Source organism: Rhizobium sp. USDA 4016, assembly GCF_056279705.1.
On sequence record NZ_JBWCCY010000002.1, the window covers coordinates 1,242,294 to 1,267,028 of the forward strand.

Genomic DNA, 24,735 nt, shown 5'->3' on the forward strand with positions numbered 1-24,735 from the left:
GGTGATTAAAAAGGCGAGCCGGAAGCAGCTTTTGGCGCGCCGATCCTTTCTGATTGCGCTAGCGCAGCAGACAGACGACCGCGAGCAGGATAAAAAGCCAGAGGAGCACGGAAAGGCCGGTGGCATTCAGCAACGTCGTTTTCTTCATGTCGCTCTCCCGCTTTCGCATGAGAGAAGGATAGGCGGTGAAGCTTGCGTCGAGGCTATCGCCTGTCTGTGACGCTGTGCGTCATCTGCCTTGGCCACGCAGGAGCTGGATACGTTCGATCATCCAGCTTCGGCTGAAGCAGGTGAGCCAGCCGAAATAGATGACCATGCCAAGGCTCGCCGAGATAGCGAGGCGGAAGGAAGATTGCATCCCAACCATTGCTGTTACTTGCACATAATATACGACGACGCCCATGGCGAGGGCCGCCGCCGCGGCCGGCGCGAGCCCCATGTAATGCACCTTCGCCTGCAGGTTCAGCCGGCGCAGTAACAAGACATTGCCGATCACCCCATAGACGAGCGCCGGCGACGACATCACCAAAATCGCCGCGCCCGGCGTGCTTGTCGGTATGACGACGAGCGCACCGATACAAGTCAAGGCAACGATGATGGAGTATTGCAGCGACATGCGGTTCAAGCCGAGCGCGTTCATTGCAATGGGATTAAACCAGACGATCGGGATCATCAGCGAGGTGATCGCCACAGCGCGAAGAAATGGGCGCGACCCCGGCATAGGACGAGGGCAACAGCAACGCCACCGCATCATCGGCGACGACAATCAGTCCGGTGAAGGCCGGCAGTGTCACGAAGGCAGCGGTGCGGATGATGGCGGTAAACACTTCGCGTTCCGCCGCAAGGTTGCCGCGCACCTTGCTCATCAACGGAAACCAAAGCGCAAAGAGCGGGCTGACCAGGGGATTTTGCAGCGATTCGCTGATCCTGTCGGCAGCCCGGAACAGACCGACGGTCGCGCCATCGAAGCGGATGCCGAAGAACAGCACGGCAGCGCGCTGCATGGATATGTTAATGGCGGCGACCATCCATAGAGGCAGGAAGCGGCGAAGATTTTCGCGACACGCGCCTTTTTTGGTATGACGCCCGGGAAGCCAACCGGTATGACGGAACTCAAAGACAACAACGGCCATTGTCGAGACAATGCGCTGAGCAGGCAGCGCCCAAATCGCCAGCGGTGAGAACGCCAGCGTGATGCCGGGCGATACCGCCCGCAAGCGTCGAAATCATATTGCGCTTGGCAAACGTCTTGAAGCCCAGTTCGCGCATTATGAGGGCATCCATCACCGACAGCCACGGCGTAAAGAGCAAAAGAAGGCCAAAAATCGGCATATAGTAACCGACCAGTGGCGCGTTCTCAAAGCCAGCGATCAAAGGCCCAGCCATGACCAGAAAGAGCGCGAAGGGTGAGGCGACCAAAAACAGGGAAATGAAAGCCGCGTTTAAGCTCTTCTTGTCGAAATCACCACGCTGCAGGATCGCATCCATGCCGGCATAGCGGCCGTCATTGGCGATGAAGTCGGCAATAACAGCAGAGAGCGCGACTGCCCCGAAGACCGCCGGTTCCAGCATACGTGCAAGAACCAGGAAGATGACAAAACCGGCGCTCTGCGAAAAGATCGCGTTGATGGTATTCCAGGCAATGCCATTACGAAGTGCCGTTGCTAGCGACGTTTCAGACATGGACCATCCCATCTGTGCAAGGTGTAACCGGCGCCGTTGCACCGCCGCGCGTCATAATCAAGCATGTGCGCCTGGAAAACCAGGCCCGCCTCACGCCTGCAACCGGTACCAGTTGACGATGGTCTTGATTTTCCGACGCAGATCCTTGACGAAATGGACCTCGCCAAGCTTGAGGACCTGCGCGCGATACGGGGTCTTTTTCAAATAGCGGTAATAGGTCCAGATCAACGGATGCCATCCGTCCGTCGACCACGGTTTGTTGTGCTCCGTGAAGTGGATGATTTTTGGCCGGCGCCCTTTTTTCATTTCGGCTGCAGTTGCATAGCAGGGCTTGCCTTCCTGCGGCATCAGCATTCGGCGTTGGACGTTCCACAATATGTCAAGCTGTTTCCATCGGCTCCAGAAGACAACGTTTAGAGCGCACTGATCGCCATACTCCATATCGTCGATGCGCGTTTCCAAAACAGTGATGACTTTGGAAAGATCATCACTGGCGCGCAGCTTGGTGAGATCCATCAACAGTACACCGGAATTGAAGTAGCCAAGACGCTTGGGCTGCAGCTGAAAACGCTTGGCGAACACCTCGCCGTCCATGCCGACGTCGCAGACCGCGCCGATTGCATGCTCGCCCAGATCGGAGGCATAGAGTTCCCGAATATCACCCATGACGACGAGGTCGGCATCGAGATAAAGGACTCGATCGATATCTGGCGGGGCCAGCTCGGCAAGCATCAGACGATAGTAGCCGGCGCGGCTGATATGGCGTTTGCCGGGCATTGCAAGGACACTTGAGCCTTTAATCTCGAGCCAATCAAACCGGTGTCCTTCAGCACAGCGTTCGAATGTCGAACGGGCTTGGGGGGGAATGCCATCATGGACGATCAGAAAACGGAGTTTTGCGCCCGGCGCGTTAGCGATAAGAGATGCCAGCACAACAGCTGCATGCGGCAGGTAAGCGGTATCGAGTCCGAAGGCGATTGTCACCTCCGAAGCTGGCGGTTGCGGGCGGCTGTATCGCTGCATTGCTGCCTCAAGTAGAGGTTCGGCAAGGGGGCGACCGTTCAGGCCTTCGGCGATTGACCGGAAACTGGCAGTCTTCATCGGCAAGGCGCCCATGGCAGAAGATGCCAGATTTCCTTCAAATACGGGATCACTCATTACCCCTCCAAGCGGGAGCCTCATGCTCCAGTCTCATGTCGTCGAAACGTTTGCCGCCTATTGCCAGCCCGGATATCCGGTCCAGGCGCGGCGCATGCCAAGCTTGACGTAAATCCAGTCCAGCACGGCATCGACGACGAGCATGCCGTTGACACCAAAGCCGGCCCTTGCCAGTGCATCAAAATGGGGTTGCAGATGCTCGCGACCGCGATCTTCGCGCCACCAGGTCAGAATGCGGCGCACATAATAGCGGCGAAACGCGAGAAGCTGGTGGCGGTAGTCGGTCCCGAAGGCGACTGGGCCGTGGCGCATGATCAGATCAAGGCCATCGCGCGTCCAGGCGCGAGTTTTGCCGGCATAATGCAAGGCAGTGACCGTATTCTCGTGTACACGGGTAAAGCCGAGTGCCTCATGCACGAAACCGAAATCGCTGATCGCCAGCATCCGGAAAACCGTATCGAGGTCCCAGCTGCCGTCCATGGCGCTGGCAAAAAGAGGTTCGAGCGAGTCAGTCACGCGCCGGCGCCACATCATCTGGACCGGCATTAAAATGCCCTGACGCAGCAGCGCCATCCGCATGGCGTCCTTGCCGGGGAAAACCGGCTTGCCGGGTGGCCAGAAGAAATCTTGAACAGCACCCGCGCAGTCATGAAGGCTGCCAATGACCCCGACATTGGGAAAGGTTTCGCCGAGTGCCGCCATCTTGGAGATCGACGTCGGGCTAATCGTGTCATCGTCGCAGAGATAGCGCACATAGACAGCGTCCCGTGGTACCAGGCGATAAGCTTTCGTCCAGTTTTCACGCTGATCCAGCGTCTTTTCATTGCGGAAGCGAAGGACAGGGATGCGCTTGTTCAAATAGGCGGAGACGATTTCTTCGGTATTGTCGCTGCTATTGTTGTCGAGCACGACGTGAACAAGGTTTGGCCAATCTTGCTGCTGAACGGATTCCATCGTTTCAGCCAAGAACCGTCCGCCATTATACGTCGGGGTCACAACAGCGACAAGCGGCAAGGACATTGTACATTCCACAACGCGAAAGAAATCCTAAGAAGAACTAAAGCTATGTTATAGTTCAGGTGATGCGAGTCAATAATGGCTTAGCGTAGAATCCAATTTATTATTGAGATATTGTCGATCCTCTGTATAGCTGACTATCAAAGAGCTTAGCTGCATTCTATGCAGAGGCCGTTTGAGGCTGTCGGCAATTGCAGCGAGCAAATGAAAGAATGTCGCCAACAGATGCAGTCGCGAATAGACCCCGGCCTGTTCGCAAACTGTGGCGATGACGAGCTAGCCCTGGAGATGCACGAGCCAAAGGAGATTGCACTCTGGCGCGCAGCAAATGAGGTGCATAAAATCGACTGTGACAATACCTTCCATCTGTCGCTTCGCTTGTTTTGTAAGCGGTCATCCTGATCGGTCACCCGTGACCGCCACGGCGAGGCACATGAAAACCTTCACTGCCAGCGAATTGAGGATAGAACCGCACCGAGGCATTGCCTAACGTTCCAGCGACCGGTCTGGTGAGTGCCCCGGCGCAGTAGTAGATGAGGAAGGATCCGATCGTGTATTGATTCAGGAAATCGACTTCGAAAAAGGAGCGACCGATGAACAGTATGACGAGACCGAAGAGGACCACATCCTCGTTTCGCGCGCCCGACGACAGGAGGCGTCTGAGGTATCCAGCGAGGAGGCCAAGAATAACGGCGCTGAGCAGGATCAGTCCGATATAGCCAAGTTCGACCGCGGCCTCGATGTAGGTATTATGAAAGTGAAAGCCTGCACGCGATGCAATATAGAACTGCTGCCACAGAACCTCCGGTTGAGAAAAGCCCTGGACCCAGAAACCCTGAAAACCGAGGCCGAAGATAGGTTGTTCGTGGGCGATTTCGATACCGCGCTGCCAAAGATACGTCCGCCCTGTCAACGTCGCATCCTTGCCGAAGGCGCCGAGGATCGCGCCGAACAGCCCGGTACTCAATGCAATCAGGAGTCCGACGGCTGCTGCCGGAACGATCGACAGGAAGAGGACCGTCCGGTGCCGCGGTGAGAACCACTTCAGAAAGACCGCAGCGACCGTTACGGCAATCGTTGCGGCGATCGTGATGGTGGAGGTCGCCGACTGGGCGGCGTGCAGCGAAAAGACGCCGAAGACGCCTGACATAAGGGCCAGGATGCGCCAGATCATCTGCACGCGCAGGACGAAGACCACCGAGAAGGAGGCAAAGACGCCGAGCGCGGCAAACATGCCGAGTTGGTTCTTCGATCCGAAGGCGCCGATGAAGCTGTAGACGCCATCAAGAGGGTCGTAGCTGAAGTGTCCAAATATCAGCGAGTAGAGCAGTACCAGCGATGCGCCGAGGCTCATACCCAAAATCATCGCCTTTACAGGCACGACCCGTGCGGCAACCAACGCGCAGACAATCGTTGAAAGATATTGCAGCCCGCCGCGCAGGCTGAGCCCCGGAACCGCAGACCAGAAAAAGGACAGACATGCAAAGATGGAAAAGGCAAAAATCCAATAGAGAGGCCGTGGATCGCCGATGACTGCGCGCGGGTCCATGGCAAGAAGAGGCAGCCACACCAGATAGAACAACAAAATGAAGACAGAGCCAAACAGCTGCGCATAGGCGATGAAAAACATCGTCGCGACCATAGCAGCGATCGCAAAGGGGGCGTTCTGTCCAGGCGATAAGAAAGCGTTGATACTGATACGCATGCCGATCTGCCGACCCCAAGTCCTATGATTTTTCGTTGGTGACACTGACCTTGACCAAGTCTCCCGGCTGAACGGGCGTTGTTTCGGTCGCTGGAATCTCCTGGATCTTGCTTGCGACCGTTCGCACGATCGAATAGCTGATGAGCCTGGCAGCGTCGCTTCCGGTCAATTGCGAGGCCATTGGCGCATTCACCAGCGCCTCAGCCATCAGTTGCCGGTACATCTGAAGCTGCAGCGCATTTTCGTCCAGCTGCGACTTGGTTTCCTGCATATCGAGCGCAATCTTCGATTTGCGCTCGTTCTTCAAGTCGATCGTGTCGAGTGCGGCCTTGTTCATCTCCTGCTTGGCGCGCAGCGTGGCAGCGTCGAGGTCAAGCAGGTTGCTCTGGGTATCGGCAAGCGTCGTCTCGAGGCCCAGCGCCCGGGAGCTGACTGCCAGACCCTGATCGACGAGCTTGGCGGTCTTTTCAAGCTCCCTCTTGTAAAGGTCCACTTGCCGGGTCTGGTTGTCGACCTTCTTGCTGAGTGAGGTGATTTCGTTGCCGTAGAGGGTTTGCAGCTCATCAAGCCCTTTGAGGCGAAGGTCGAACGCGTTGCGGTTCGTTTCCATGATTGCTATTTCATCCTCGATCAGCGTTCGCGATTGCGGGATGGCGGCAAGGTCTTGGGGGATAGCAATCTTCTCCTCGCCGGCCTCCTCGGAGGCAAGTCGCGCTTTCTTCGCCATCAGACGGGCGCGCTCGGCAACAAGTACCTCGTGACTGCCCCTGGCGTTGATGAAGTCGCGTTCGAAGCGCTGACCTTCGTGCAGCCCGCGACGTATGCCGCCGGCAAGACTAATCGCCTTCAGGACCGTCATCTCCGGATCGTAGGGATACTTGCCAGGCGTGTGGACTTCGCCAGCTACGAAAATCGGCCGGAATTCAAGAATCTCAACCGAAGCTTCCGGCGGATCGGGAAGCCCGAAACGCTCCTGAAGACTGCGGGCGATCTCGCGCGCCACCTCAGAGGTCGACCGGCCGACAGCTTTCAGTTCACCCGCAAACGGCAGAGCCAGATCACCGTTCGGACCGACGATGTATTCGCCTGTAATACCCGGCCACTCGCGAAACTGCCCCTCGGCAGTCTGCCATTCGACCACGCGGACGGACAGCTTGTCCATGATTCCAAGCTTATAGGGATCAGCGTGCGCAGGCGAGAGCAACGCCGGTTGAACAAGACAGACGACTGCGGCAAGCGTTGCAAGGCACAGCCGCGATAGCGCGTAAATGGCGTTACGCGCGGCAGGAGAGAGCTGACGAACTAACCTCATGGTTCTTCCCTATCTTTGCCTGGCAAAGGCGTCGGCCTGCTAGCGAGCACCCCGCGCGAACAGGACAACCGGCACGGTTTTCAGAATGATCCAGACGTCGCCCACGAAGGACCAGTGCTCAACATACTGGCTGTCGAGCTGAACGCGCTCCTCATAGGTCGTGTCGCTTCGCCCGCTCACCTGCCACTTGCCGGTGAGACCCGGACGCGAGCGGAGGTAGTGACTTCCGCTATCACCGTAACGGGCCATTTCTTCGCCCATGATTGGACGCGGGCCAACAAGGCTCATATCGCCGCGCACGACATTGAGCAGTTGTGGTAACTCGTCGAGACTGAGTTTTCGCAGCACCTTTCCGGTGGCGGTTACCCTGATGTCGTGACGCAGCTTGCGGGTCGTTGCCCATTCAGCAAGGGCGACGGGATTTTCGGCGAGATAGGCAGCAAGCCGCGCATCGCTCTCGGTAACCATGGTTCGGAATTTCAGGCAACGGAATGACTTTCCGTTGTGGCCAACGCGCTGATGACCGAAAAGAACGGGGCCGCGGTCATCAAGCTTTACGGCGATCGCGATCAGCAAGAAGAGTGGGGAAAACAGGACGAGCAGAATGAGGGCGCCGACGACGTCAAACACCCTCTTGCGCAACCCGCCTAGTGGCCTCATTGGCCGCCACTGGGTGTAGTGCGAGAAAATAGAGGCATCGGCTAATTCGACATCATGCTTCATCATGAAGCTCCCCGAAAGCAGAATGTTAAGAAATTAGTAACTAAAGCGTTCGAAAAGGCAATAGAAAAAGATCCGTTATAATCGAAATATACTTAGTGTAACATTGTGATACAGATTGGTTCTGTAGTTCGCGCAGTTCGCAGGCAATATTCCATTGAACAGACGGTATTATTCAATTTCGGTCGGGCGGGCCAAACCGCAGAGGCGACGTGTCACTCGTCAGCGGTTCGGTTCACCCCGGTGTCGGGTCCCAGAGCTTCCATGGCGCATTGCCGCTCTCCCAGGCCTTTTCGAGCACCATCTTGTCTCGCAGCGAATCCATGCTTTGCCAGAAGCCCTGGTGCCAATGCGAGCCAACCTTGCCCATGTGAAGCGCTCTTTCCATCGGCCCCTCTTCCCAGACGGTGTCATCACCTTCGATGAGGTCGAAGACTTCAGGCTCGCAGACAAAGAAGCCACCGTTGATCAGACCGCCATCGCCAATGCGTTTTTCGCGGAAGGCATGGACACGAGTTCCGTCGTCAGACAGGCCAAGCGCGCCATAGCGGCCCGGCTGGCTGACGGCGGTCAGCGTGATCCAGTTTCCGTCTCTCTCATGAAGCTCAATGGTCGCGGCGATATCGGTATCGGAGACACCGTCGCCATAGGTCAGAAGGAACCGGCTATCGCCAATGACGTCGCGGGCGCGCCTCAATCGTCCCCCAGTCATCGTGTTCAGTCCGGTATCGAGCACGGTGATCTTCCACGGCTCCAACGCGCGGCGGAGCCACTTGAACTCGCCTGTCGCTAGGTCGACTGTGAAGTCGCTGTTGATCATCGCATAGTTGATGAAGTAGTCCTTGATGTAATCCGCTTTATAACCGGCAAGCACAACGAAGTCGTTGAAGCCGTAGTGCGAATAGATCTTCATAATATGCCAGATGATCGGTCGCCCGCCGATCTCGACCATAGGCTTTGGCCGAAGTGTAGTCTCCTCCGAAAGACGGCTCCCGTAGCCTCCTGCAAAAATGACAACTTTCATTGCGTCCTCTCGTCATTTGAAGCGTTGCCCGCCGTACGCGGCTTTAAGTCACTGTGTCGCATGATCCGGTTCAGCCAGGCATGGCTTCGCGCGTCCGATGAGCGGGGTCCTTGAAACCAGGAATGAAACTACGGTCGGACGGATTGGCCGTGTAGCGCAGATCGGTGCCAAGGCTGCCGCCGTCGATCGCCTGTGTGAGCACGTTCAACCGCACGAGTTGCGCTGAGCGGTAATCGGGATCCTTCAAACCCGCCGCATCAAGGCCGGTTTTCAGATCGGCAATAGCGCCTGCAAGCGTTACTTCTGGCTGATGGGCCGGTGCCAGGCTCCGGTAGAGATCGAAATTAACCCGATAAGAACGCCGGTCCGGTGGCGCGTCCTTGTTGATTTCGACCACCGTCCCCGGAACCGAGGCGGCGACGGCCTCCGCGAGCTCGCGGACCTGATAATTCCAGTCTTCGGAACCGACGTTGACGGCCAGAAAGTTTCCGCCATCCTGCCTGAGCAGCGCCCATTCGATTGCCCTTGCCATGTCGTTGACATGAATGAGCGGCCGCCAGGGCGTGCCATCAGAGAGGACCGAAAACCCGTCCAGTCCTCAGCGCCGAGGCCACAAAATCGTTAAGGACGAGATCGAGCCGCGTGCGCCCTGAAAAGCCGCAGGCAGTCGCGAAGCGCAGCGCGCTGACCCTCATTTGGCTGTTGCGGGCGATCTCGCCAAGCCCGGTCTCGGCCGCAACCTTCGAACGCGAATAGGCGGTCAGAGGATTAAGCTCATCTGCTTCGGTGCGCGCGCCGCCCTCAGCAAATCCGTACATGGAGCAGCTGGAGGCGAAAACAAAGCTTCTTACGCCCATCGTGGCGGCGAGTTCGGCTGTTCTCAGTGTAGCACGGTGGTTAATCTCGTCGGTCACCGCCTCAAAGCGGCCGCCCATCGGGTCGTTGGAAACGGCTGCCAGATGCACGACCGCATCGACGCCCTCGAATAGCTCGGCGGGCAGGTCGCGGACATCGGCAAAGACCTGACTATTAAGCAAACGCTCGGGCAGGTTTGCTTGGGTGAGGCAATGCGCGAAAAGGCCAGTATCGACGCCAACAAGCAAGCAGTCAGGCATCTCACGGCGCAGGTGAGAGACGACAGCAGGCCCGACATAGCCCATATTTCCTGTGATTAAGATCTTCATTTCAAACGCTCCGGAACTGGTGACTGTCATTAAGATGGGCATGGCGCAAACCAGGGGGTTGCTTCACACCAACGTTGCATCGGATCAGTGTTTCTTGCGCGTCTCGTTAGAGCTCCTTCGATAGGTGCACGCGCGCCTTTCGCCGTCTGCGGCCTCGCGCCTTCATGATCGGCTCGCCATGCTCGAGGTAGTAGCTCGCATACCGGGAATAGAGCTTTTCGGAACTGCCAAGCCCACCATAGGTAGAAAGTTTCTCCTGATCGGCCTTGTTGAGCACAACGCCCAGCAATTTTGCTGCGATCGCCGGTTCTTGTTCAAGCGTTGACTTCAAAAGGGCCCGCGGTGTGGCTCCCCATTCCGACACGAGCAGGAAACCATCGGCCAACGGCTCAAAGGCTTTGGCATCAAAGACCGGCCCGATTGGTGGAAGATCGACGATTATATAGTCGAACATGGAGCGGGCCTCTTCTAACAGAGTTGCCATGGAAGGACCTGAGATCAGCTCGCTCGTGTTGAAGACCTTCACTTGGCGCGGCGTCGCGAGAAGGCTCGCACCCGTCTGTGGATCGACAACCAGAGTGTCTTGCCATTTCGTTGTTCCAGCCAGCGCCTCTGTCCAGCCGGTTTCAAAGCGGATGCCAAGACCCTGCGTTAGTGATCCGCGTCTAAGATCAGCATCGATCATCAGCACCTTGGCTGGGCTGGATGCCACGAGCGTCGCGAAATTTGCCGCGATCGTCGTCTTGCCTTCGCCTGGCAATACTGAGACGACGCCGATGACCTTGCAGTTCTGGCTGCCAAGCATCGTGTCGGTCACGATCTTTGCATGCCGTAAGGTCTCGGTAAATTTGGTGCCGCCCGACTTGACCGCAAACCGCATGGTTTCGACATCGGGATTGGCGATCAGCTTCCTTTCGTCATCGGGGGAGGGACGCGTGGCCCCAGGGATCGGCGGCAGGTAACCCAAGAACTTCAGGCCGAACGGCGTAAATTCCTCACCAAGGCGGAACGTGCCTTCCCTAATCTCGCGCCACAGGCCAAGTCCGATACCGAAGATCGCGCCGAGCATCAGCGAGCCACCAAGCGTCAAGGTGCGTTTGGGGCTGGATGCCTCGGTCGGCGGCGAGGCAGGCGAGATGACGCGCGCTTCTGATATCGGGAACGACTGGTTCTGGGCCGTTTCCTGATATTTCGTCAGATAGGTCTTGTAGAGGTCGCTAATGGCTTCGGCGTTGCGTTCCAAGTCCTTCAATTGCACGAGCGATTCATTCGCCGCCGAGGTTTGTCCGGTGATCCTCGACAGTCCCTCCTTCAGCGATGCCTCGCGCGAGACCGCAACCTCATACTGATTGCGGTAGCTTTCGGTCATCTGCTTGAGTTCTAGAAATATCTGCCGTCCAATGTCGTCCTGCTCCCTGCGCAGCGTGATTGCCTGCGGATGTTCGGGACCGAAACGGCCTTCGATCTCCTGGGCCCGTTTGGTGACCGCCAGATAGCGGGCTCTGAGCGTGGCAATGACCGTCGAGCCTTGCTGCTCGGAGACGGTTGCGGCATTGTCGACCGCAGTTTGCTGGCCGGCGGCGACGATCGCTTTGTACTGGTTGTAAAGCGCAAGCGCCTTGGCGCTGTCCGCCTGGGCCAAAATGTACTGGCCACTGATGTCGGAGAGCTGTTCTTCCGACAAGAGGGCACCTTTTGCTGAGGTGAGGCCGTTTTCGGTGCGGTAGCGTTCGACCTTCAGGGCCGCTTCCTGCGACTGGTCCTTCAGATCGGTCAGCCGAGCGCGCAACCAGACCGTCGCCCTTTGCGACGCGTCGAAATTGGCATCGAGCTTGTCTGACAGGTAGGCCTCGGCATAGGCGTTAGCGATCTGCGCCGACAAGGTGGGGTCTGTCGACGTGTAGTAGAGATCGATCACGAAGCTCTGCGGTTGCTGCTCGACCCTCAGATTTTCCATGAGAACTGCCACGGCAGCGCCCTTGCGCGCGTCGAGGCTATCGGCATCTGCCATCTCCGTGCCTTTGCCGGCAAACACGTCCATCGCCATCTTGGCAAGGCCCTTGATCTGCTGGGTGACCGAGAGTGGAGGGTTGACGAATTCGTGCTTTTCGTAAAGCTGCTGCCTATCCACCACCTTTGCCGCAAGCGAGCTCGACCTCAAGATCGCCACCTGGCTCATGATCTTTTTGTCAGATTCCATGTTTGCAGGCGCCGGTGAAACGTCTCCAGCAAACCGGCTCAGATTGTCATCGATGAGGACGCTAGTGCCTGCCGTGTAATAATAGGTTGCAAACACCAGCCGGGTAACGCCGAGCAGCAGGCCAATGGCGGCAAAAAGGACCACGAGCTTTGCTTGACGCCTGGCGATCTGTATCAGGCGGTCGACGTCTATGAACCTTTCATCGCCGGCCTCAGGCTGCTTGGCCGTGCCCGGCTGACCGAGATAGGGGCGTATTGCTTCCTGCATCTTCTTTGCCTTGCCTATGCCTATGAACTCGTTCATTGCGACACCCGCCTAACCTGCTCAGGTACCGCAACCGCCGCAATCGACGCCAGCGTGTCGCTGAGCGAGCTCCTCCGGTATGTGCAGACGGCAATTTCGAAGAGAAGTGGCCGGCTCATGAGACGCTCCTTCTTGGACCAAGCGACAGCATCTCGAGCCAGAAACCGGTTGACCAGGCTACATGCATGACCATAGCAAGCAGTCCGGCCAATGGTCCGTGGGGCATCTGCTGGCGCACGCGAAGATAAAAGCCATAGCCGATACAGGTAAACGCCCAGGCGAAAGCTGGAACGATCGCCGCCCAGTAAAACAGCGCGAGCACGGTGCCGGCAACGGCGGGCGCGACTGTAAGCGGCAGCATTTGGCGCAAAGCTGGCATTGTCTTGTGTTTGCGGATATTGCGCGCCCGTCCGCGGCCGTAATTGAGGTATTGACAAAACAGTGCGCCAACGCTTGCGCGCGGATGATAGACCATGCTTGTCCTGCCGCTGATCCAGATCCTGTAGCCAGCCTTCCTCAGGCGGAAGTCGAGCTCGGCATCTTCATTATGGGAAAAGGTTTCGTCGTAGCCGCCGACGGCGAGAAAGGCGCTGACGCGCATCAAGGCGTGGTGTCCGTGATCGACGTAACCACCCGTCGACAGATTGCGATGCGCAGAACCGCCATTGCCGATCTTGGAGTTCTGGGCAATCGCGGCTGCTTTCTGGATCGTATTGAAACCGGTCGTCTCCAAGGCGACGACGACGGAGGCAGCCGCGGTCATCTCGGCATCAGCAATTAGCTGTTGGCAATAACTCTTCGGATATTGTCCATGTGCGTCCATGCGCACGAAATATTCAAAATCACGGCCGTAGCGTGCCACTGCAAGATTGATCGCCGCACTTTGCAGGCGCTTCGGATTGTCAAGGAAGGTGATGCGCGGATCGATGGCGCAGGCGGCCTTAATGATATCCTGCGAGCCGTCCTTGCTGCCGCCATCGGCCACGACAATGCGCCAGCCCGGAGCTTGAAGTTCCATGCTCAGACCGTTCAGAAGCGCACCAATGTAGTTTCGCTCGTTAAGGCATGGAATGACGATCAAGCAGCAATCTTCTGGACTTACGTGCTTATTCATCGCGTTCAATCCTATATGGCAAATGACGAACTGATCGGAAAGTGATCTGAAGTTTTGCGAGGCTCGGATGGCGCCAAGCCGGCGAGCCAGGCGACCAAGTTCTTGCAGTCTGCCTCATCGATCGCCCAGTTGCGCCGATCGCACGCGGCAACGGCGGACTTCAGGTACCTAAAGCGGCGAACGTCCAGCCCCTCCATCGCCAGGCTTAGCGCAAAGGACGTGGCATCCGACAAGATCAGGCCGATATTATTGCGCCGAAGTGCCTCAGCCGTCTCGGTGCCTTGAACGGCAATCGGTACCGCCCCGTGCAGGCATCCTTCGTAAAGCCGGTTCGGTAACAGCCACTTGGAATTGTGGCCCTCTTCGAAACAATCGGCCGTCCAGGCAAAGTCGACCTCGCCGTAAATTGCACCCAGATCCTCCGGGTTTCGGTAGGGCCCACAAAAACGCATGAAGGGTTCGTTCGCCACGAAGGCGTCGAAATCGTCAAATTCCGAATAAGCCGGCCGGCCGCGCAGAATGATCTCGAACCTGCCATTCGCCATCCTTGAGAAGTGCGCGAGCAGCTTCAATGATTTCCTGCAACGCAGCGCGCCAAACCAGCCGATGCGCCATGGCCGGTCTTCGCGTTTTTGCGGGGCAGGAAGAAGGCCGTCATCCATGACCGCGACGACTTTGTTCTCGACGAGCATGACCGGGACCTTCAGAAACGACAGCACATCGAAATAGTTGCTCTTGAAGGCTGGCGAACTGGTGACGATCGCACTGACGTTTCGGCCAAACCAACGTTCGGCAAATCGCATCGAGCGCGCGACGGGACCCATGCCGACGAGCAGCCTGTGAATATCGAGACACTCGTAAACGATTGGTACGGACCCGCCGAAATAACCGTTGGCGCGGTTTGCCAATGCTAGCATTTCGAGATTGCGGGCGACGATCACGTCCGGCTTGCTGAGGCCTGCAAGGACGGAACGCAGCCTTGCCATTGCCTTGAGAACGGCCCAGGTGCGCTGGACAAAGCGACCATCGGCCGTCTTGCCGAGGTTGACCGGCTTGATGCCTTCGATATCGCCTGGGATCTTAGCTCGCGAAAAACCTAGAAGGTCAACCGTCGCGCCGCCGCGTGTCAGCATGATCAGGCGCCGGCGAACTGCCGGATCGGACAGATCATGGACTAGGTAAAGCACGTGCGCCATCAAAGGTTCTCCTGCGGCTTTGCAGGGGCGCTGACCGTGATGGCCCCGTCGCAGGTCAGAGAGGCTGCAAACAGACATCTTTCGCCTATAGCCGTATAGCTCACCCAGTCGACCTGCATGATCGCCGGTCCTTTGTAGGCAAAGGGGCCCATCCAGCCTGTCAGCGTATCGGTTCCCCACAGGCTAAAGAAGATTTTCTGCCTTGCCGTCGGAATGCGGAGCGTATCGGTAACTTCGTTGACGAGTAAGCCGTTGACGTAGAACCGCAGTCTTGAGGGCTCCCAGGTAAAGGCGAAATGGTTGAAATCCACGTCTGCCGGACCGGCGAGCGAAACGAGCTTTTCGTTGCCGCCTTTCGCTTTCACATATTGGTTGACCTGGACAGCAGCACTGTTCTTCCCCAGCACCTCGAAATCGATCTCGTCGTGCTCCTCCTGGTCGGCGGGGCCAATATAGGAGAAGAACGCCGAGTTAAGGCCTGACCCGGTCGCCGACTTTATCCGTGCCTCATAGGTACCAAAGCCGTAGCGTTGCTTCGTCTGGATTTCTGCGCACAGAAGGGCCTTCTGATCGACAGTGTCCTTTGCGAGCATCAGCGACGCAAAGCCGTCGGCAATCTTGATCATTTCTGCCGACCAGATGCAGTTTTGATGATCACCGTTCGTCCAGCCGTCTGAAATATACCAGAAGTTGGGATCGAGCCGGTCAAAGCTCTCGAAGAAGGACGCTGCAGGGCGGCCGTCCGCGGCTTGAACGTTGGGGACAAGCGCACACGTTAGCAAGATCAATGAAAAGATCTGCCGGAAAATGCAACTGAATTCCTGACCCATAACCGAGCGGTCAGCATGTGAAGGTTGATCGAAATTCATAGTAGCAACCCGAAGCGAGTACGAGAAACAAATGGCGCGGGGACGTCGGCACTAAAAATTCCAGGCTATACTTTCTGGTTCTTTTATTACAGGCAGAATAAACGCGCGGTGGAATCACCGCATAGGTATCCTGCCAGAATTTCAGCGCCGATGTTGCCAATATCGACCGCGTTCAACTAGTTGCGATCGTTTATACCGGCATCCTTAGAACGGCGTATCAGTATTTGCGAGGACGTTATTTCAGAAATCTGAAATAGGCAACAAAAAATTAACGAATCTGATAGCTAAAAGCTTGATTTTACGCCGTAGATTAGTTTTTGAACAAAGTTCAGCTGCTGCCGTTTCATAATGGTACAGGTAGGCATTCCGAATGCTGGAGAGGGCAGGGACGTCTGTCCGTCATGAGCGTATTTGCCCTATCACGCTGGCGCGGCGGATGGAGGCACCAAGAATGTCTAGTCGTTGAAGGTCGGCGGCGTCGGTCGTGCTGGACGCATGAAAATCTCGGTGACTTCACAGGTGGACGGCATCGACAAGGCTGTGATCAGGTTCGCTGCCACCGATTCCGGCTGCAGTAACTCGTCTGCCTGATAGGAAAGCGCTCGCGAATCATGGATAGTTTCCTGCATCGGCGTTGCGGTCTTCCCGGGAAAGATGCTGAGGACACGCACGTCCTGATTGTTGATCTCGGCTCTCAGCACGTCGGCAAAGGCCTTCAAGGCATATTTACTCATCGTGTAACCCGCGAGCTCCATTCTCGGATTCAGCCACACGCTTGAGTTGATGAACGCGATATAACCCTTCTGTCTGGCCAGTGCCGGGAGGAGGAGCTGTGTCAGAACATAGGGCGCGCGCAGATTGACGCGCCAAACGTTATCGAGTTCTTCCACCGGGCTTTGCGCAACCGGACCGGAACGAAAGACGCCAGCACTGTGCACTAGGTAGTCGATGCCGCGATCGGTTACCCGCAAACGGGCGACGAATTCGGCGATCGCCCGATCATCGGCAAGATCGACGTGATGCCAGCTGATCGATGCTCCGTTGCTAAGGGACGACGGCGGGACGCCGCCGCGGGTAAGAGCATGAACGGTCACGCCGGCTACACCTAAGGCTGATACGATCGCCTGACCGATACCGCCCGCTGCCCCGGTCACCACTGCCACCCGCCCCTTAAGAGATTTTTCCATGATCCCTAGTCCCTCTGCGCCGGTGCAAGTAGATCATGGCCAAGCAGAAGATCGGCGGCATCGGCAATCAAATCAAATTCAAGACCCGATTTTACGGCGATATCGAGGAGATCATGTTTGCCGTCCGAGTAGTTTAGAACCCAGAGCAGGGCCAACTGACGCGTCTTCGTGTCGGATTTGCCGCCGACGGCATCGTAGAGCCCCCGTTTTCCAAGTTGCGGCTCGCACATCGGCGAAAGGTTCAGGAAAGCTCGATTGCGGTCCAGTGTGTCAAGCACGCAGGCGTAGGTTTTGAGCGAGTGGGCAAGCGCTTCCGGCTTCACGAAATCAAGATTGTCGCCCGACGTATGGTACTCAGCAAACCGCCCGTAGGGTGTACGCGACAGACAGCCGAAGGGAAGGTTGATGCCAGGCGAGCTGAACTGCCTTTCGTCATAGCCATAGGGAGAAAACGCCATAATCGAATGGGCTTGCCCCGCTGCCTTCAGCACATGCTCCACCACCCGATCGATCTCGGCCGTTTCGTGACGACTTTTCTTATAATGCAGCATGCCAGGGTCGCCGAGGTTGACGGCGACGAGACCATGTCTGATGCGCGACAGCCGCTCGCGGTTCATCGAAAGCCAGGCAATCGAACCGATGGTGCCCGGAATGAAGAGCATCCGCACGGAATAGCGCCGCTGTGCTGCCATCAAAAGCTTAGCAAGCTCGACACAAACGGCGATGCCGGACAGGTTGTCGTTGGCAAGTGACGGATGGCAGATATGCGTCGAGATAACGATTTCGTCGGTTGTGGTGCCGGGGATGAAACACTCGCCCCACAGGAGTTCGCCGTCTGAAAGTGTTGAGTCTATCAGGACCTCGTAGGATCCTTCGCTCATCGCCTCAAGGGCGTTCTGGGAGAGGCAGAAGCCCCAGTCCTCCTTGTAGTAGCTCGTCCGGTAGGGTATCCAAGCGGGATGGGCGGGGTCGGTGTGTAGATGGGGCCTCAGCGCCTTAAGCGGCAATGTCGCGTGGATCGGTCGTGAATAGTTGACGACGTGCAGATTACTTGCCTTGAAGTCGATGACGCGATTGCCCTTATCGTCCTTCACATAGGCATCGCGGATGCTCCATTCCTGCGGGACCGTCCAGTCGAAGATCTCTGTGCCGCTTGCTATGCGATGAATCTTAACCGGAATTTCCTGCCTGATAATCTCCAGTGTCTCCACGACGCCGGGACCGGTGATGCTGCGACAGATCGGATAAAGTCGTTCAATGAGGGCATACATCCGCGCGCCGGCAGGCTCCTTGTCTGGCGCACTGGCGGCGCTCAAGCAACGACCTCGACATTGGGAAGCGGAACCACAAACTGGCTCCCCAAGCCTTTGACCTCCGACATTTGGCTGATGATCTCATCCTTGATGTTCCAGGGAAGGATCAGGACGTAATCGGGCTTGGTCTCCGCAATCTTTTGCGGTGCGTGGATCGGGATGCGGGTCCCCGGAAGCAAGTGGTTCTGCTTATGAGGGCTGACATCGACAGTATATTCGATGAGATCCGTACCAACGCCGCAGAAATTCAAAAGCGTGTTGCCCTTTGCCGGAGCGCCATAGGCGACAACGGTCTTTTTGCTCTCTTTTGCATCGATCAGAAAGCGCAGCAGATCGCGCTTGGTGCGGTGAACCTGTTCAGAAAATTTGCTGTAGCGTTGAACAGAATTGACGCCGCCTTCAATCTCGCGCGCGCGCAGTTCGCCGACACGCACCGAGACTGGCTGGCTTTGATCTTCGGCGTGGCGAGCATAAATGCGCAACGATCCTCCTTGTGGACGGATCTCATCGACATCGAAGATCGTCAAGCCGTGATGGGCAAAGATTTTCTCGACACTATAGAGCGACAGGTACGAATAGTGCTCATGATAGATCGTATCGTAGTAATTGAGCTCCAGCATCTTCATGAGATGCGGAAATTCGATCGTTACGATGCCGGTTGCCGACAACACGATTTTGATGCCGGCAACGAAATCGTTGATGTTGGGGACATGCGCCAGCACGTTATTGCCAATCAATAGGTCAGCTGTGAGGCCATCGCCAACCAACTGCCGTGCCGTCTCGACACCGAAAAACTGCACCCTGCTCGGGATGCCGGCCTCTACCGCGACAGCCGCGACATTGGCACATGGCTCTATGCCGAGCACCGGAACGCCGCGTTCCTTGAAGTTCTTTAAAAGGTAGCCGTCGTTGCTGGCAATTTCGATCACCTGGTGGCCAGAGTCGAATTGAAACCGCTCGACCATATGGTCAACATATTCGCGGGCATGCTTCAGTACCGAGGCCGAATAGGAGGAGAAATAGGCATATTCGCTGTCGAAAATGTCTTCCCGCGGCGCCATGGGAGGGACCTGGACCAAGAAGCACTCGTCGCAAACGAAAGCATGTAGTGAAAAGAACGGTTCGGCATCCTGGGTTTTGTCGATGGCGATGTAGGAGTTTGCAAGCGGTGACGCGCCAAGGTCGACGACCGTCTGAGTGAGTGTGGTATTGCAGAACCGGCAGTTGAATGAAGACATGATCTTCGTCCCCCTAGACGAAACGATGCAGTGAAGAGTACGTGGTCTGAAACCTATGGCAGCTTTATGAGACGTTTACCTTTGCTGATCTGTTCGCGGTAGAACAGCCGTGAGTTTTAGGCTCCTCGAAATGATCCGGGGCGATACATCATTAAACCTCTCTATCGGCCGGCGGTGGCAAGGCTCGTCTCGCGCCGTTTGACGCGACGATTTAATTCAGGCACCAGAGCGGGCACAGCGTCAGGCTGGGTTGTCATGCGGTTCGTGGCGCGGAACACCACGTCCGATGGTCGGCCGACCAGATAATTGGACACACCGTTTTCAAGGGCCTTGCGATAAACGCAAAGCGCACCGTCAACAGCATCGAGCGTCTTTGCAATCTCGGGGTCGCCGTGCGTGTAACTGACAACGAAGGAGGGAGCGAGAACGCCGCGCTTGATCAATTCCTGCAGGAACAGCGTGCGGAACGCTTGGGAGGGACGGCCGTCCTCATCAATCGTTGCGTAAACGAGGTTACTTGCCAGCCCGAAGACGCTGAAATGATTGCTAATCCCGTGGCTAGCGGCGATCTGCGAAATACCTTTTCGAAGCGCCTCGCCTTTTTCAAAAAGATGCTGGATCACCGGCTCTTCACGATAAATCTTCATCGTTGCAATTGCCGCCGCCATAGCGTGCGTTTCAGCGCCATGGGTGGTCGACAACAGGAAAACGCGTGGCTTCTCGCGCTGATCGATACCGCCAAGCTCCATGAATTGGCGTTTTCCCGCAAGCGCGGAGATGGCAAAGCCATTGCCCATCGCTTTGCCGAAACAGGATAGATCTGGCTGGATATCGTAAAGAGCCTGCGCTCCGTTCAGGTGCCACCGGAAACCGGTTATCATCTCGTCAAGGATGAAAAGTGCTCCATTGGCATGACAAAGATCACGAAGACGATGCAGGAAGTTATCCTTCGGCGCCTCGCCTTTCGATGGCTCAAGGATGACAGCCGCGATCTTACCGGGATGTTGCTCAAACAGTGCTTTGGCACTGTCAATCTCATTATAGCAAAACGATAGCGTCATATCCCGTACGGCTTTCGGGATGCCGGCATTCATGGGCGTTGTGCCGATGAACCAATCGTCGGTCGAAAAGAACGGGTGATCGGCGCATCGGGCAACAAGGTCACGGCCGGTGACGGCTCTTGCCAAACGGATGGCGCCAGAGGTTGCATGTGAGCCATCCTTGCAGAATTTGACCATTTCGGCGCCTTGGATCGTCTCAAGAAAGATCGATGCGCAATCTAACTCGATGACTGCCGGCCGGGTGAAGTTCGCACCATTTTTCAATTCCCGCTCGACAGCGCGCAAGACCTTCGGATAGGCATGGCCAAGGGAGACTGCACGGTTTCCCATGCCAAACTCGATATATTTGTTGCCGTCTACATCAAAGACATAGGCGCCGTGCCCCCGGGCGATGAAGCCCGGCGATAAGACCGGATACTGATCGTCGCCCTTTGCATAAGTATGCGCTCCTCCCGGAATCAACCTTCTGGCTCGCTGGCGCAACTCTTTCGAGTTCTCAAAGTTGCTAATGAGGCTGGTCACCGTTCTTTCCCCCTCCGAAAACACGTCGTAGACCGTTGCAAGGGGCGTCGACGGACGTGTTTAACGACATTTTGAAATGGCTGAGCGGGGAGGGGTGACCGTGGGATGTCCCAAGCGCGGGAAGACCATACCTTGAGTGATCAAGGTGGGTGAAGTCTTTTCTGAAGAACTGTTGAGCCAGCCGCATATATTGCAACGGGCGCCAAATCGAAATCGTGCATCGACTGCTGGATTCCAAGTTCGTCAGGTACGCATTAGATACACGCAAGTACACTATACTCCACTGCTACTGTTCAAGAGTTATCATTAAAGAAACAACATGTAAATAAGAATTAATGATGCCTTAAAAGCAGATTTAATCTGGTGTATTTTTGTGCATTTGCTACTTGGCAAACCGGGGCGTTGCGCCGGTTGAGCGTGCAATTGTAATCAGATCCCATCGAGATGAACCATAACGGGATTCGAGAGCCTTCCTCTTTGAACTTCAGTTAAGACATTTCCTGTAGGGAGATTTGAGTCGTTGTCATTTTCGGTGGATCAATGTTTCACTTCCCGATGCGTTGGCGCCGCAATATGAACCCGCAGTCGATCGGCAGGCAAAGGCTCTTGTGGTCCGATAACGACTTCGATGCGATCTATGCTATCAGCGATATACACGGTTGCGCCGATGAACTGGCAGAAGCACAACGACGCATAGTCGATGACTCTAGGGCCTATCTTGGCCCCAAGCTCCTCGTTTTTCTCGGCGACTATGTTGATCGCGGTCCCGCCAGCAGCAAGGTTCTCGACATGCTTGCAGCAGAGCCGCCTGTTGGCTTCGTGCAGGTCGCGCTTTCAGGCAATCACGACGACGAATTTGCCCGCATGTTCCGCAAACCTTCCATCATTGCTGATTGGCTCGACTTCGCCGGGACCGAGACGCTTGCTTCCTACGGTATCGACGTTGCGCATGTCATCAAGACGAAAGGGGTTCGCGGTCTTCAAGGTCTCGTCGCGGAACTCGTCCCAGAAGAGCACATCGCCATGATCGAAATGATGCCGGTCTCGCTTCAGATCGGCAAATTACTCTTCGTGCACGCCGGCATAAAGCCTGGCGTCGACATGTCAAAACAAACGGATATGGACCTCATGTGGATCCGCGAGCCATTCTTAAGCGAAGGCCCGCGTCGGCCGCTCTTCGTGATCCACGGGCATACACCTGTCCTGCAGCCGACCTTCGGACCGCAGCGGGTTGCCATCGACACGGCGGCAACGGCCACTGGCCACCTGACAGTGCTGAAGATCGCCGAGGCAAGCTTTAATTTCATCTGACAGCCCGGCTCTTTGGGTGGCGCTGGCCGCCGCCCTGCCGTCCCGATTTGCGCAGCCGACGTTAGGGGAGGCGCCGTCGGCGCATTGCCGTCAAATTCAATGGCACAGCGCCGCCTTGATCAAGGCATGCAACACATTCCATCGTCTGCGGATCACGACGGATGACCGATAACCATTCTTCACTCTTCATCCGTTTCAGGAAAGCTGCAGCGCGGATCGCCAAATTCTGGCCGGTTATCGCCGACTACCCTTGCGCCGGCTGTTCAAGCGAATGCCGAAACCAGCTCGAGGCTGTAGGAATGACTCTGAGTAAATCAAACCCAGCTCTCTAGGTGAGGCGCCGGCCGCTCCGGCTGGTGAAGTAAGCCATCGATGTAAAACACAAACAGCTATCCAGGAAGCCGATGAACAAAAAAGAAACCATGTTACTCAAGACAGATGAGGAAGTTTCTCCGGTTTAACTGTTCTATTGACTCCGGCTTCTAAGCTGATTACCCATGACTAACAAACCTGAAAATCCTTTCACAAACTAGGATCTTCATGAAATATCGGCCGGAGATTGACGGATTACGGACGATAGCAGTATTGCCGGTGCTGTTTTTCCACGCCGGCGTCACTGGATTCTCTGGCGGCTTCGTCGGCGTCGACATTTTTTTCGTTATTTCTGGCTTCCTCATAACAAGAATTCTGGACGATGATCTCAAGAATGATCGCTTTTCCATACTGACATTCTACGAGCGGCGTTTTCGCAGGATCATTCCAGCACTGGTTTTCTATATTTTACTGACGGCGATCGCCGCCTACATGCTTTTCCTACCACCATTCTTCGAAGACTTCGCCCGAAGCCTGGTGGCTGTCGGGACATTCACCTCAAATATCTATTTCTGGAAGTTCTCAGGTTATTTCGAAAACAGCGCGCTTTTACGCCCTTTGCTGCATACCTGGTCGCTTGCGGTCGAAGAGCAGTTCTACATCTTCATGCCGATCGCCATGTGGCTGCTCTACAAAGTGAACTTCCGCGTGCGGCTGGCGGCATTCGCACTCGCCTTAACACTGTCCCTGGCACTTAGCATCTATGCGATCGACGTCGCTCCGACAGCGAACTTCTTCCTCTTGCCGACACGAAGCTGGGAACTCTTGATTGGAAGCTTGCTGGCGCTTTGGGGAGGACAAAGCACGCTGTCCTACCGGACAAACAGCGCCGTTGCGATCGGTGCTGCGATCTTGATCCTCTATTCGGTATTTGCCTATACTGATGCGACACCATTTCCGGGGCTCGCCGCCGTTTTGCCATGCGCGGGCGCAGCTCTCATCATCTATACAGGCGGCCCGACCCGATCCGTGGTCGGCAAAATCCTTGCGAGCGCGCCCTTCGTATTCATCGGCAAGATTTCCTATTCGCTCTATCTGGCGCACTGGCCAATTACCGTCTTCGTCCGATACGTGACCCTTGAGGAGCCCAACGGGCTCCATGCCATGGGCATTATCGCCGCCAGCCTTCTGCTTGCCATTTGCTCCTGGCGCTTTGTCGAAACGCCGTTCCGTCTGCAGACCGTAAGTTGGCCTCGGCGCGCCCTCATCGGCTCGGCGCTTGCCAGCATGTCGATCGTCTCGCTGTTTGGTTACGCGGGCATCGCCGCTCATGGCTTCCCCCAGCGTTTTCCCGGCTATGCAACCAAGGTCGAAGCGCGCATGCTTGACGTTTCTGCAGTTGTAGCGAGCGCGGATATGACAGTGCAGGCCGGCCAGACGTGGCGGAACGGCATCTGCTTTTTCGAAGACGACGACGGCTTTAAAAATTGGCGCCCCGAAGATTGCGCTTTGACGACAAACATGGGTGATGTTGCGCTTCTGTGGGGGGATTCCTATGCCGCCCACTACGCCCCCGGGATCGTCGCGAATGCTGCGTCCATTCATGGCCGCGTCTATGAGTATACATTTGCCGGATGCCCTCCGGTCCTTGCCTACTACTCCTATGCAAGACCGAACTGCCAGGCATTCAATCAGAAGGCACTAGAGATCATCCGGTCGCTTGACGTTAAGACGGTCGTGCTCTCGGGCCGATGGGTTGATTTGCAACGCCGGGGCCTGGATATGCTCGAAGACACTGTCAGACAGCTTCAGGCGCAGGGTGTCCGGGTAATAGTGATCGGGCAATCGCCAATGTTTGTAACCAATGTCGACGTCATTGCTTTTAAGAAGGCAGCCGCTGGCCAAAAAGCGGCCTCTTGGTCAACCGTGATCGATCACGATTTTAACCAGCGGCTGCGGACTGCTGCGGGCGGCGCCGATTTCGTTGATCCGATTGCGATGGATTGCGCAGCCGGCGAGTGCCCTTACATTGACGATGGCAGGATGCTCTATTTCGATTCCGGTCACCTGTCGAATTTTGGCAGCGCTCGCCTTGTCGAACGCTATTTCCCGCTCCTATCCCGCGTCAATTGAAGCCTGCGCCGGTCGATTTGCGGTCGTGCTCCCGCAAAGCGCTTGCCCGCTCCGCTTTTTCCAGATGCGCGGCCGCGGTCTTCTCGGCCAAGCCAGGAGCCTTTTCGTCAGGCGTTTGATGTCGCCAGGGGATCGCGACGTCTGGACTGAAATCGCCGATTGATCACCCTGCC

The 24,735-nt window shown here is 56.4% G+C and carries 22 protein-coding genes; 2 read left to right on the forward strand and 20 right to left on the reverse strand.

The window, feature by feature from the left end; all coding sequences use genetic code 11:
* Nucleotides 1-229: 229 nt before the first annotated feature.
* The 20 genes from ACZ9DP_RS07070 to ACZ9DP_RS07165 all read right to left on the reverse strand — a co-directional run bounded on the left by ACZ9DP_RS07070 (nucleotide 230) and on the right by ACZ9DP_RS07165 (nucleotide 20,806).
* Nucleotides 230-673, reverse strand: coding sequence for a hypothetical protein (locus tag ACZ9DP_RS07070; RefSeq protein WP_476200953.1), 444 nt, complete (start codon nucleotides 671-673; stop codon nucleotides 230-232).
* Nucleotides 651-1,217: an oligosaccharide flippase family protein gene (locus ACZ9DP_RS07075; protein WP_476200954.1), complete on the reverse strand. Its 567-nt coding sequence runs from the start codon at nucleotides 1,215-1,217 to the stop codon at nucleotides 651-653. Before ACZ9DP_RS07075 ends, ACZ9DP_RS07070 begins: the two co-directional genes overlap by 23 nt.
* Entirely contained in the window at nucleotides 1,114-1,683 is a 570-nt protein-coding gene (locus tag ACZ9DP_RS07080) for an oligosaccharide flippase family protein (protein ID WP_476200956.1), read from the reverse strand. Before ACZ9DP_RS07080 ends, ACZ9DP_RS07075 begins: the two co-directional genes overlap by 104 nt.
* 90 nt (nucleotides 1,684-1,773) lie before the next feature.
* Nucleotides 1,774-2,865 (reverse strand): glycosyltransferase family 8 protein, encoded by a 1,092-nt coding sequence (locus ACZ9DP_RS07085; RefSeq protein ID WP_476200958.1) that lies wholly within the window; start codon nucleotides 2,863-2,865, stop codon nucleotides 1,774-1,776.
* A 33-nt stretch (nucleotides 2,866-2,898) separates the two neighbouring features.
* On the reverse strand, nucleotides 2,899-3,861 hold the full coding sequence (locus tag ACZ9DP_RS07090) for a glycosyltransferase family A protein (RefSeq protein WP_074072023.1): 963 nt from the start codon (nucleotides 3,859-3,861) through the stop codon (nucleotides 2,899-2,901).
* Between the two features lie 403 nt (nucleotides 3,862-4,264).
* Nucleotides 4,265-5,563, reverse strand: coding sequence for an O-antigen ligase family protein (locus ACZ9DP_RS07095; RefSeq protein ID WP_476200960.1), 1,299 nt, complete (start codon nucleotides 5,561-5,563; stop codon nucleotides 4,265-4,267).
* 22 nt (nucleotides 5,564-5,585) lie between these two features.
* Nucleotides 5,586-6,875 carry a polysaccharide biosynthesis/export family protein gene (locus tag ACZ9DP_RS07100; protein ID WP_476200961.1) on the reverse strand — a complete coding sequence of 430 codons (1,290 nt, stop codon included), beginning with the start codon at nucleotides 6,873-6,875 and terminating at the stop codon, nucleotides 5,586-5,588.
* Nucleotides 6,876-6,914: 39 nt separating this feature from the next.
* On the reverse strand, nucleotides 6,915-7,535 hold the full coding sequence (locus tag ACZ9DP_RS07105) for a sugar transferase (protein WP_476202222.1): 621 nt from the start codon (nucleotides 7,533-7,535) through the stop codon (nucleotides 6,915-6,917).
* Nucleotides 7,536-7,830: 295 nt separating this feature from the next.
* The gene (gene rfbF / locus ACZ9DP_RS07110) at nucleotides 7,831-8,619 is read right to left on the reverse strand and encodes a glucose-1-phosphate cytidylyltransferase (protein ID WP_074072017.1); all 789 of its coding nucleotides are present in this window, start codon (nucleotides 8,617-8,619) and stop codon (nucleotides 7,831-7,833) included.
* A 70-nt stretch (nucleotides 8,620-8,689) separates the two neighbouring features.
* On the reverse strand, nucleotides 8,690-9,151 hold the full coding sequence (locus ACZ9DP_RS07115) for a hypothetical protein (protein ID WP_476200963.1): 462 nt from the start codon (nucleotides 9,149-9,151) through the stop codon (nucleotides 8,690-8,692).
* Between the two features lie 37 nt (nucleotides 9,152-9,188).
* Complete coding sequence (locus tag ACZ9DP_RS07120; RefSeq protein WP_476200965.1) at nucleotides 9,189-9,803, reverse strand: NAD-dependent epimerase/dehydratase family protein; 615 nt, start codon at nucleotides 9,801-9,803, stop codon at nucleotides 9,189-9,191.
* Between the two features lie 106 nt (nucleotides 9,804-9,909).
* On the reverse strand, nucleotides 9,910-12,306 hold the full coding sequence (locus ACZ9DP_RS07125; protein ID WP_246763437.1) for a polysaccharide biosynthesis tyrosine autokinase: 2,397 nt from the start codon (nucleotides 12,304-12,306) through the stop codon (nucleotides 9,910-9,912).
* Nucleotides 12,303-12,425, reverse strand: coding sequence for a hypothetical protein (locus ACZ9DP_RS07130; protein WP_476200967.1), 123 nt, complete (start codon nucleotides 12,423-12,425; stop codon nucleotides 12,303-12,305). Before ACZ9DP_RS07130 ends, ACZ9DP_RS07125 begins: the two co-directional genes overlap by 4 nt.
* A complete protein-coding gene (locus ACZ9DP_RS07135; RefSeq protein ID WP_476200968.1) occupies nucleotides 12,422-13,420 on the reverse strand; it encodes a glycosyltransferase family 2 protein in 999 nt (332 codons plus the stop codon). Before ACZ9DP_RS07135 ends, ACZ9DP_RS07130 begins: the two co-directional genes overlap by 4 nt.
* 11 nt (nucleotides 13,421-13,431) lie before the next feature.
* Nucleotides 13,432-14,616 carry a glycosyltransferase gene (locus ACZ9DP_RS07140; protein WP_476200970.1) on the reverse strand — a complete coding sequence of 395 codons (1,185 nt, stop codon included), beginning with the start codon at nucleotides 14,614-14,616 and terminating at the stop codon, nucleotides 13,432-13,434.
* Complete coding sequence (exoK, locus tag ACZ9DP_RS07145) at nucleotides 14,616-15,446, reverse strand: endo-1,3-1,4-beta-glycanase ExoK (RefSeq protein WP_476202224.1); 831 nt, start codon at nucleotides 15,444-15,446, stop codon at nucleotides 14,616-14,618. The genes ACZ9DP_RS07140 and exoK overlap by 1 nt, the downstream gene beginning before the upstream one ends.
* A 494-nt stretch (nucleotides 15,447-15,940) precedes the next feature.
* Entirely contained in the window at nucleotides 15,941-16,672 is a 732-nt protein-coding gene (locus ACZ9DP_RS07150) for an SDR family NAD(P)-dependent oxidoreductase (protein ID WP_074072012.1), read from the reverse strand.
* Nucleotides 16,673-16,677: 5 nt separating this feature from the next.
* Entirely contained in the window at nucleotides 16,678-17,943 is a 1,266-nt protein-coding gene (locus ACZ9DP_RS07155; RefSeq protein WP_074073081.1) for a DUF4910 domain-containing protein, read from the reverse strand.
* A 41-nt stretch (nucleotides 17,944-17,984) separates the two neighbouring features.
* The gene (locus ACZ9DP_RS07160; RefSeq protein ID WP_194731075.1) at nucleotides 17,985-19,223 is read right to left on the reverse strand and encodes a class I SAM-dependent methyltransferase; all 1,239 of its coding nucleotides are present in this window, start codon (nucleotides 19,221-19,223) and stop codon (nucleotides 17,985-17,987) included.
* A 161-nt stretch (nucleotides 19,224-19,384) separates the two neighbouring features.
* Nucleotides 19,385-20,806 carry a glutamate-1-semialdehyde 2,1-aminomutase gene (locus tag ACZ9DP_RS07165; RefSeq protein WP_074072010.1) on the reverse strand — a complete coding sequence of 474 codons (1,422 nt, stop codon included), beginning with the start codon at nucleotides 20,804-20,806 and terminating at the stop codon, nucleotides 19,385-19,387.
* A 540-nt stretch (nucleotides 20,807-21,346) separates the two neighbouring features.
* On the opposite strand from ACZ9DP_RS07165, the gene ACZ9DP_RS07170 reads away from it, so the two are divergent.
* Together ACZ9DP_RS07170 and ACZ9DP_RS07175 are read left to right on the forward strand one after the other, a co-directional pair.
* On the forward strand, nucleotides 21,347-22,117 hold the full coding sequence (locus ACZ9DP_RS07170; protein ID WP_476200972.1) for a metallophosphoesterase family protein: 771 nt from the start codon (nucleotides 21,347-21,349) through the stop codon (nucleotides 22,115-22,117).
* 540 nt (nucleotides 22,118-22,657) lie between these two features.
* Entirely contained in the window at nucleotides 22,658-24,562 is a 1,905-nt protein-coding gene (locus ACZ9DP_RS07175) for an acyltransferase family protein (RefSeq protein ID WP_476200973.1), read from the forward strand.
* The last annotated feature ends 173 nt before the right edge of the window (nucleotides 24,563-24,735 follow it).

Excerpts from the sequence above, each read along its gene's own strand:
- ACZ9DP_RS07175 (WP_476200973.1), top strand. The coding sequence starts at position 22,658 with ATGAAATATCGGCCGGAGATTGACGGATTACGGACGATAGCAGTATTG.
- ACZ9DP_RS07120 (WP_476200965.1), bottom strand. The coding sequence starts at position 9,803 with ATGAAGATCTTAATCACAGGAAATATGGGCTATGTCGGGCCTGCTGTC.
- ACZ9DP_RS07115 (WP_476200963.1), bottom strand. The coding sequence starts at position 9,151 with ATGGCAAGGGCAATCGAATGGGCGCTGCTCAGGCAGGATGGCGGAAAC.
- ACZ9DP_RS07125 (WP_246763437.1), bottom strand. The coding sequence starts at position 12,306 with ATGAACGAGTTCATAGGCATAGGCAAGGCAAAGAAGATGCAGGAAGCA.
- ACZ9DP_RS07160 (WP_194731075.1), bottom strand. The coding sequence starts at position 19,223 with ATGTCTTCATTCAACTGCCGGTTCTGCAATACCACACTCACTCAGACG.
- ACZ9DP_RS07085 (WP_476200958.1), bottom strand. The coding sequence starts at position 2,865 with ATGAGGCTCCCGCTTGGAGGGGTAATGAGTGATCCCGTATTTGAAGGA.
- exoK (WP_476202224.1), bottom strand. The coding sequence starts at position 15,446 with ATGGGTCAGGAATTCAGTTGCATTTTCCGGCAGATCTTTTCATTGATC.
- ACZ9DP_RS07155 (WP_074073081.1), bottom strand. The coding sequence starts at position 17,943 with ATGTATGCCCTCATTGAACGACTTTATCCGATCTGTCGCAGCATCACC.
- ACZ9DP_RS07105 (WP_476202222.1), bottom strand. The coding sequence starts at position 7,535 with ATGAGGCCACTAGGCGGGTTGCGCAAGAGGGTGTTTGACGTCGTCGGC.
- ACZ9DP_RS07140 (WP_476200970.1), bottom strand. The coding sequence starts at position 14,616 with ATGGCGCACGTGCTTTACCTAGTCCATGATCTGTCCGATCCGGCAGTT.
- ACZ9DP_RS07095 (WP_476200960.1), bottom strand. The coding sequence starts at position 5,563 with ATGCGTATCAGTATCAACGCTTTCTTATCGCCTGGACAGAACGCCCCC.
- ACZ9DP_RS07080 (WP_476200956.1), bottom strand. The coding sequence starts at position 1,683 with ATGTCTGAAACGTCGCTAGCAACGGCACTTCGTAATGGCATTGCCTGG.
- ACZ9DP_RS07150 (WP_074072012.1), bottom strand. The coding sequence starts at position 16,672 with ATGGAAAAATCTCTTAAGGGGCGGGTGGCAGTGGTGACCGGGGCAGCG.
- ACZ9DP_RS07170 (WP_476200972.1), top strand. The coding sequence starts at position 21,347 with ATGTTTCACTTCCCGATGCGTTGGCGCCGCAATATGAACCCGCAGTCG.
- ACZ9DP_RS07090 (WP_074072023.1), bottom strand. The coding sequence starts at position 3,861 with ATGTCCTTGCCGCTTGTCGCTGTTGTGACCCCGACGTATAATGGCGGA.
- ACZ9DP_RS07130 (WP_476200967.1), bottom strand. The coding sequence starts at position 12,425 with ATGAGCCGGCCACTTCTCTTCGAAATTGCCGTCTGCACATACCGGAGG.
- ACZ9DP_RS07135 (WP_476200968.1), bottom strand. The coding sequence starts at position 13,420 with ATGAATAAGCACGTAAGTCCAGAAGATTGCTGCTTGATCGTCATTCCA.
- ACZ9DP_RS07100 (WP_476200961.1), bottom strand. The coding sequence starts at position 6,875 with ATGAGGTTAGTTCGTCAGCTCTCTCCTGCCGCGCGTAACGCCATTTAC.
- ACZ9DP_RS07070 (WP_476200953.1), bottom strand. The coding sequence starts at position 673 with ATGATCCCGATCGTCTGGTTTAATCCCATTGCAATGAACGCGCTCGGC.
- rfbF (WP_074072017.1), bottom strand. The coding sequence starts at position 8,619 with ATGAAAGTTGTCATTTTTGCAGGAGGCTACGGGAGCCGTCTTTCGGAG.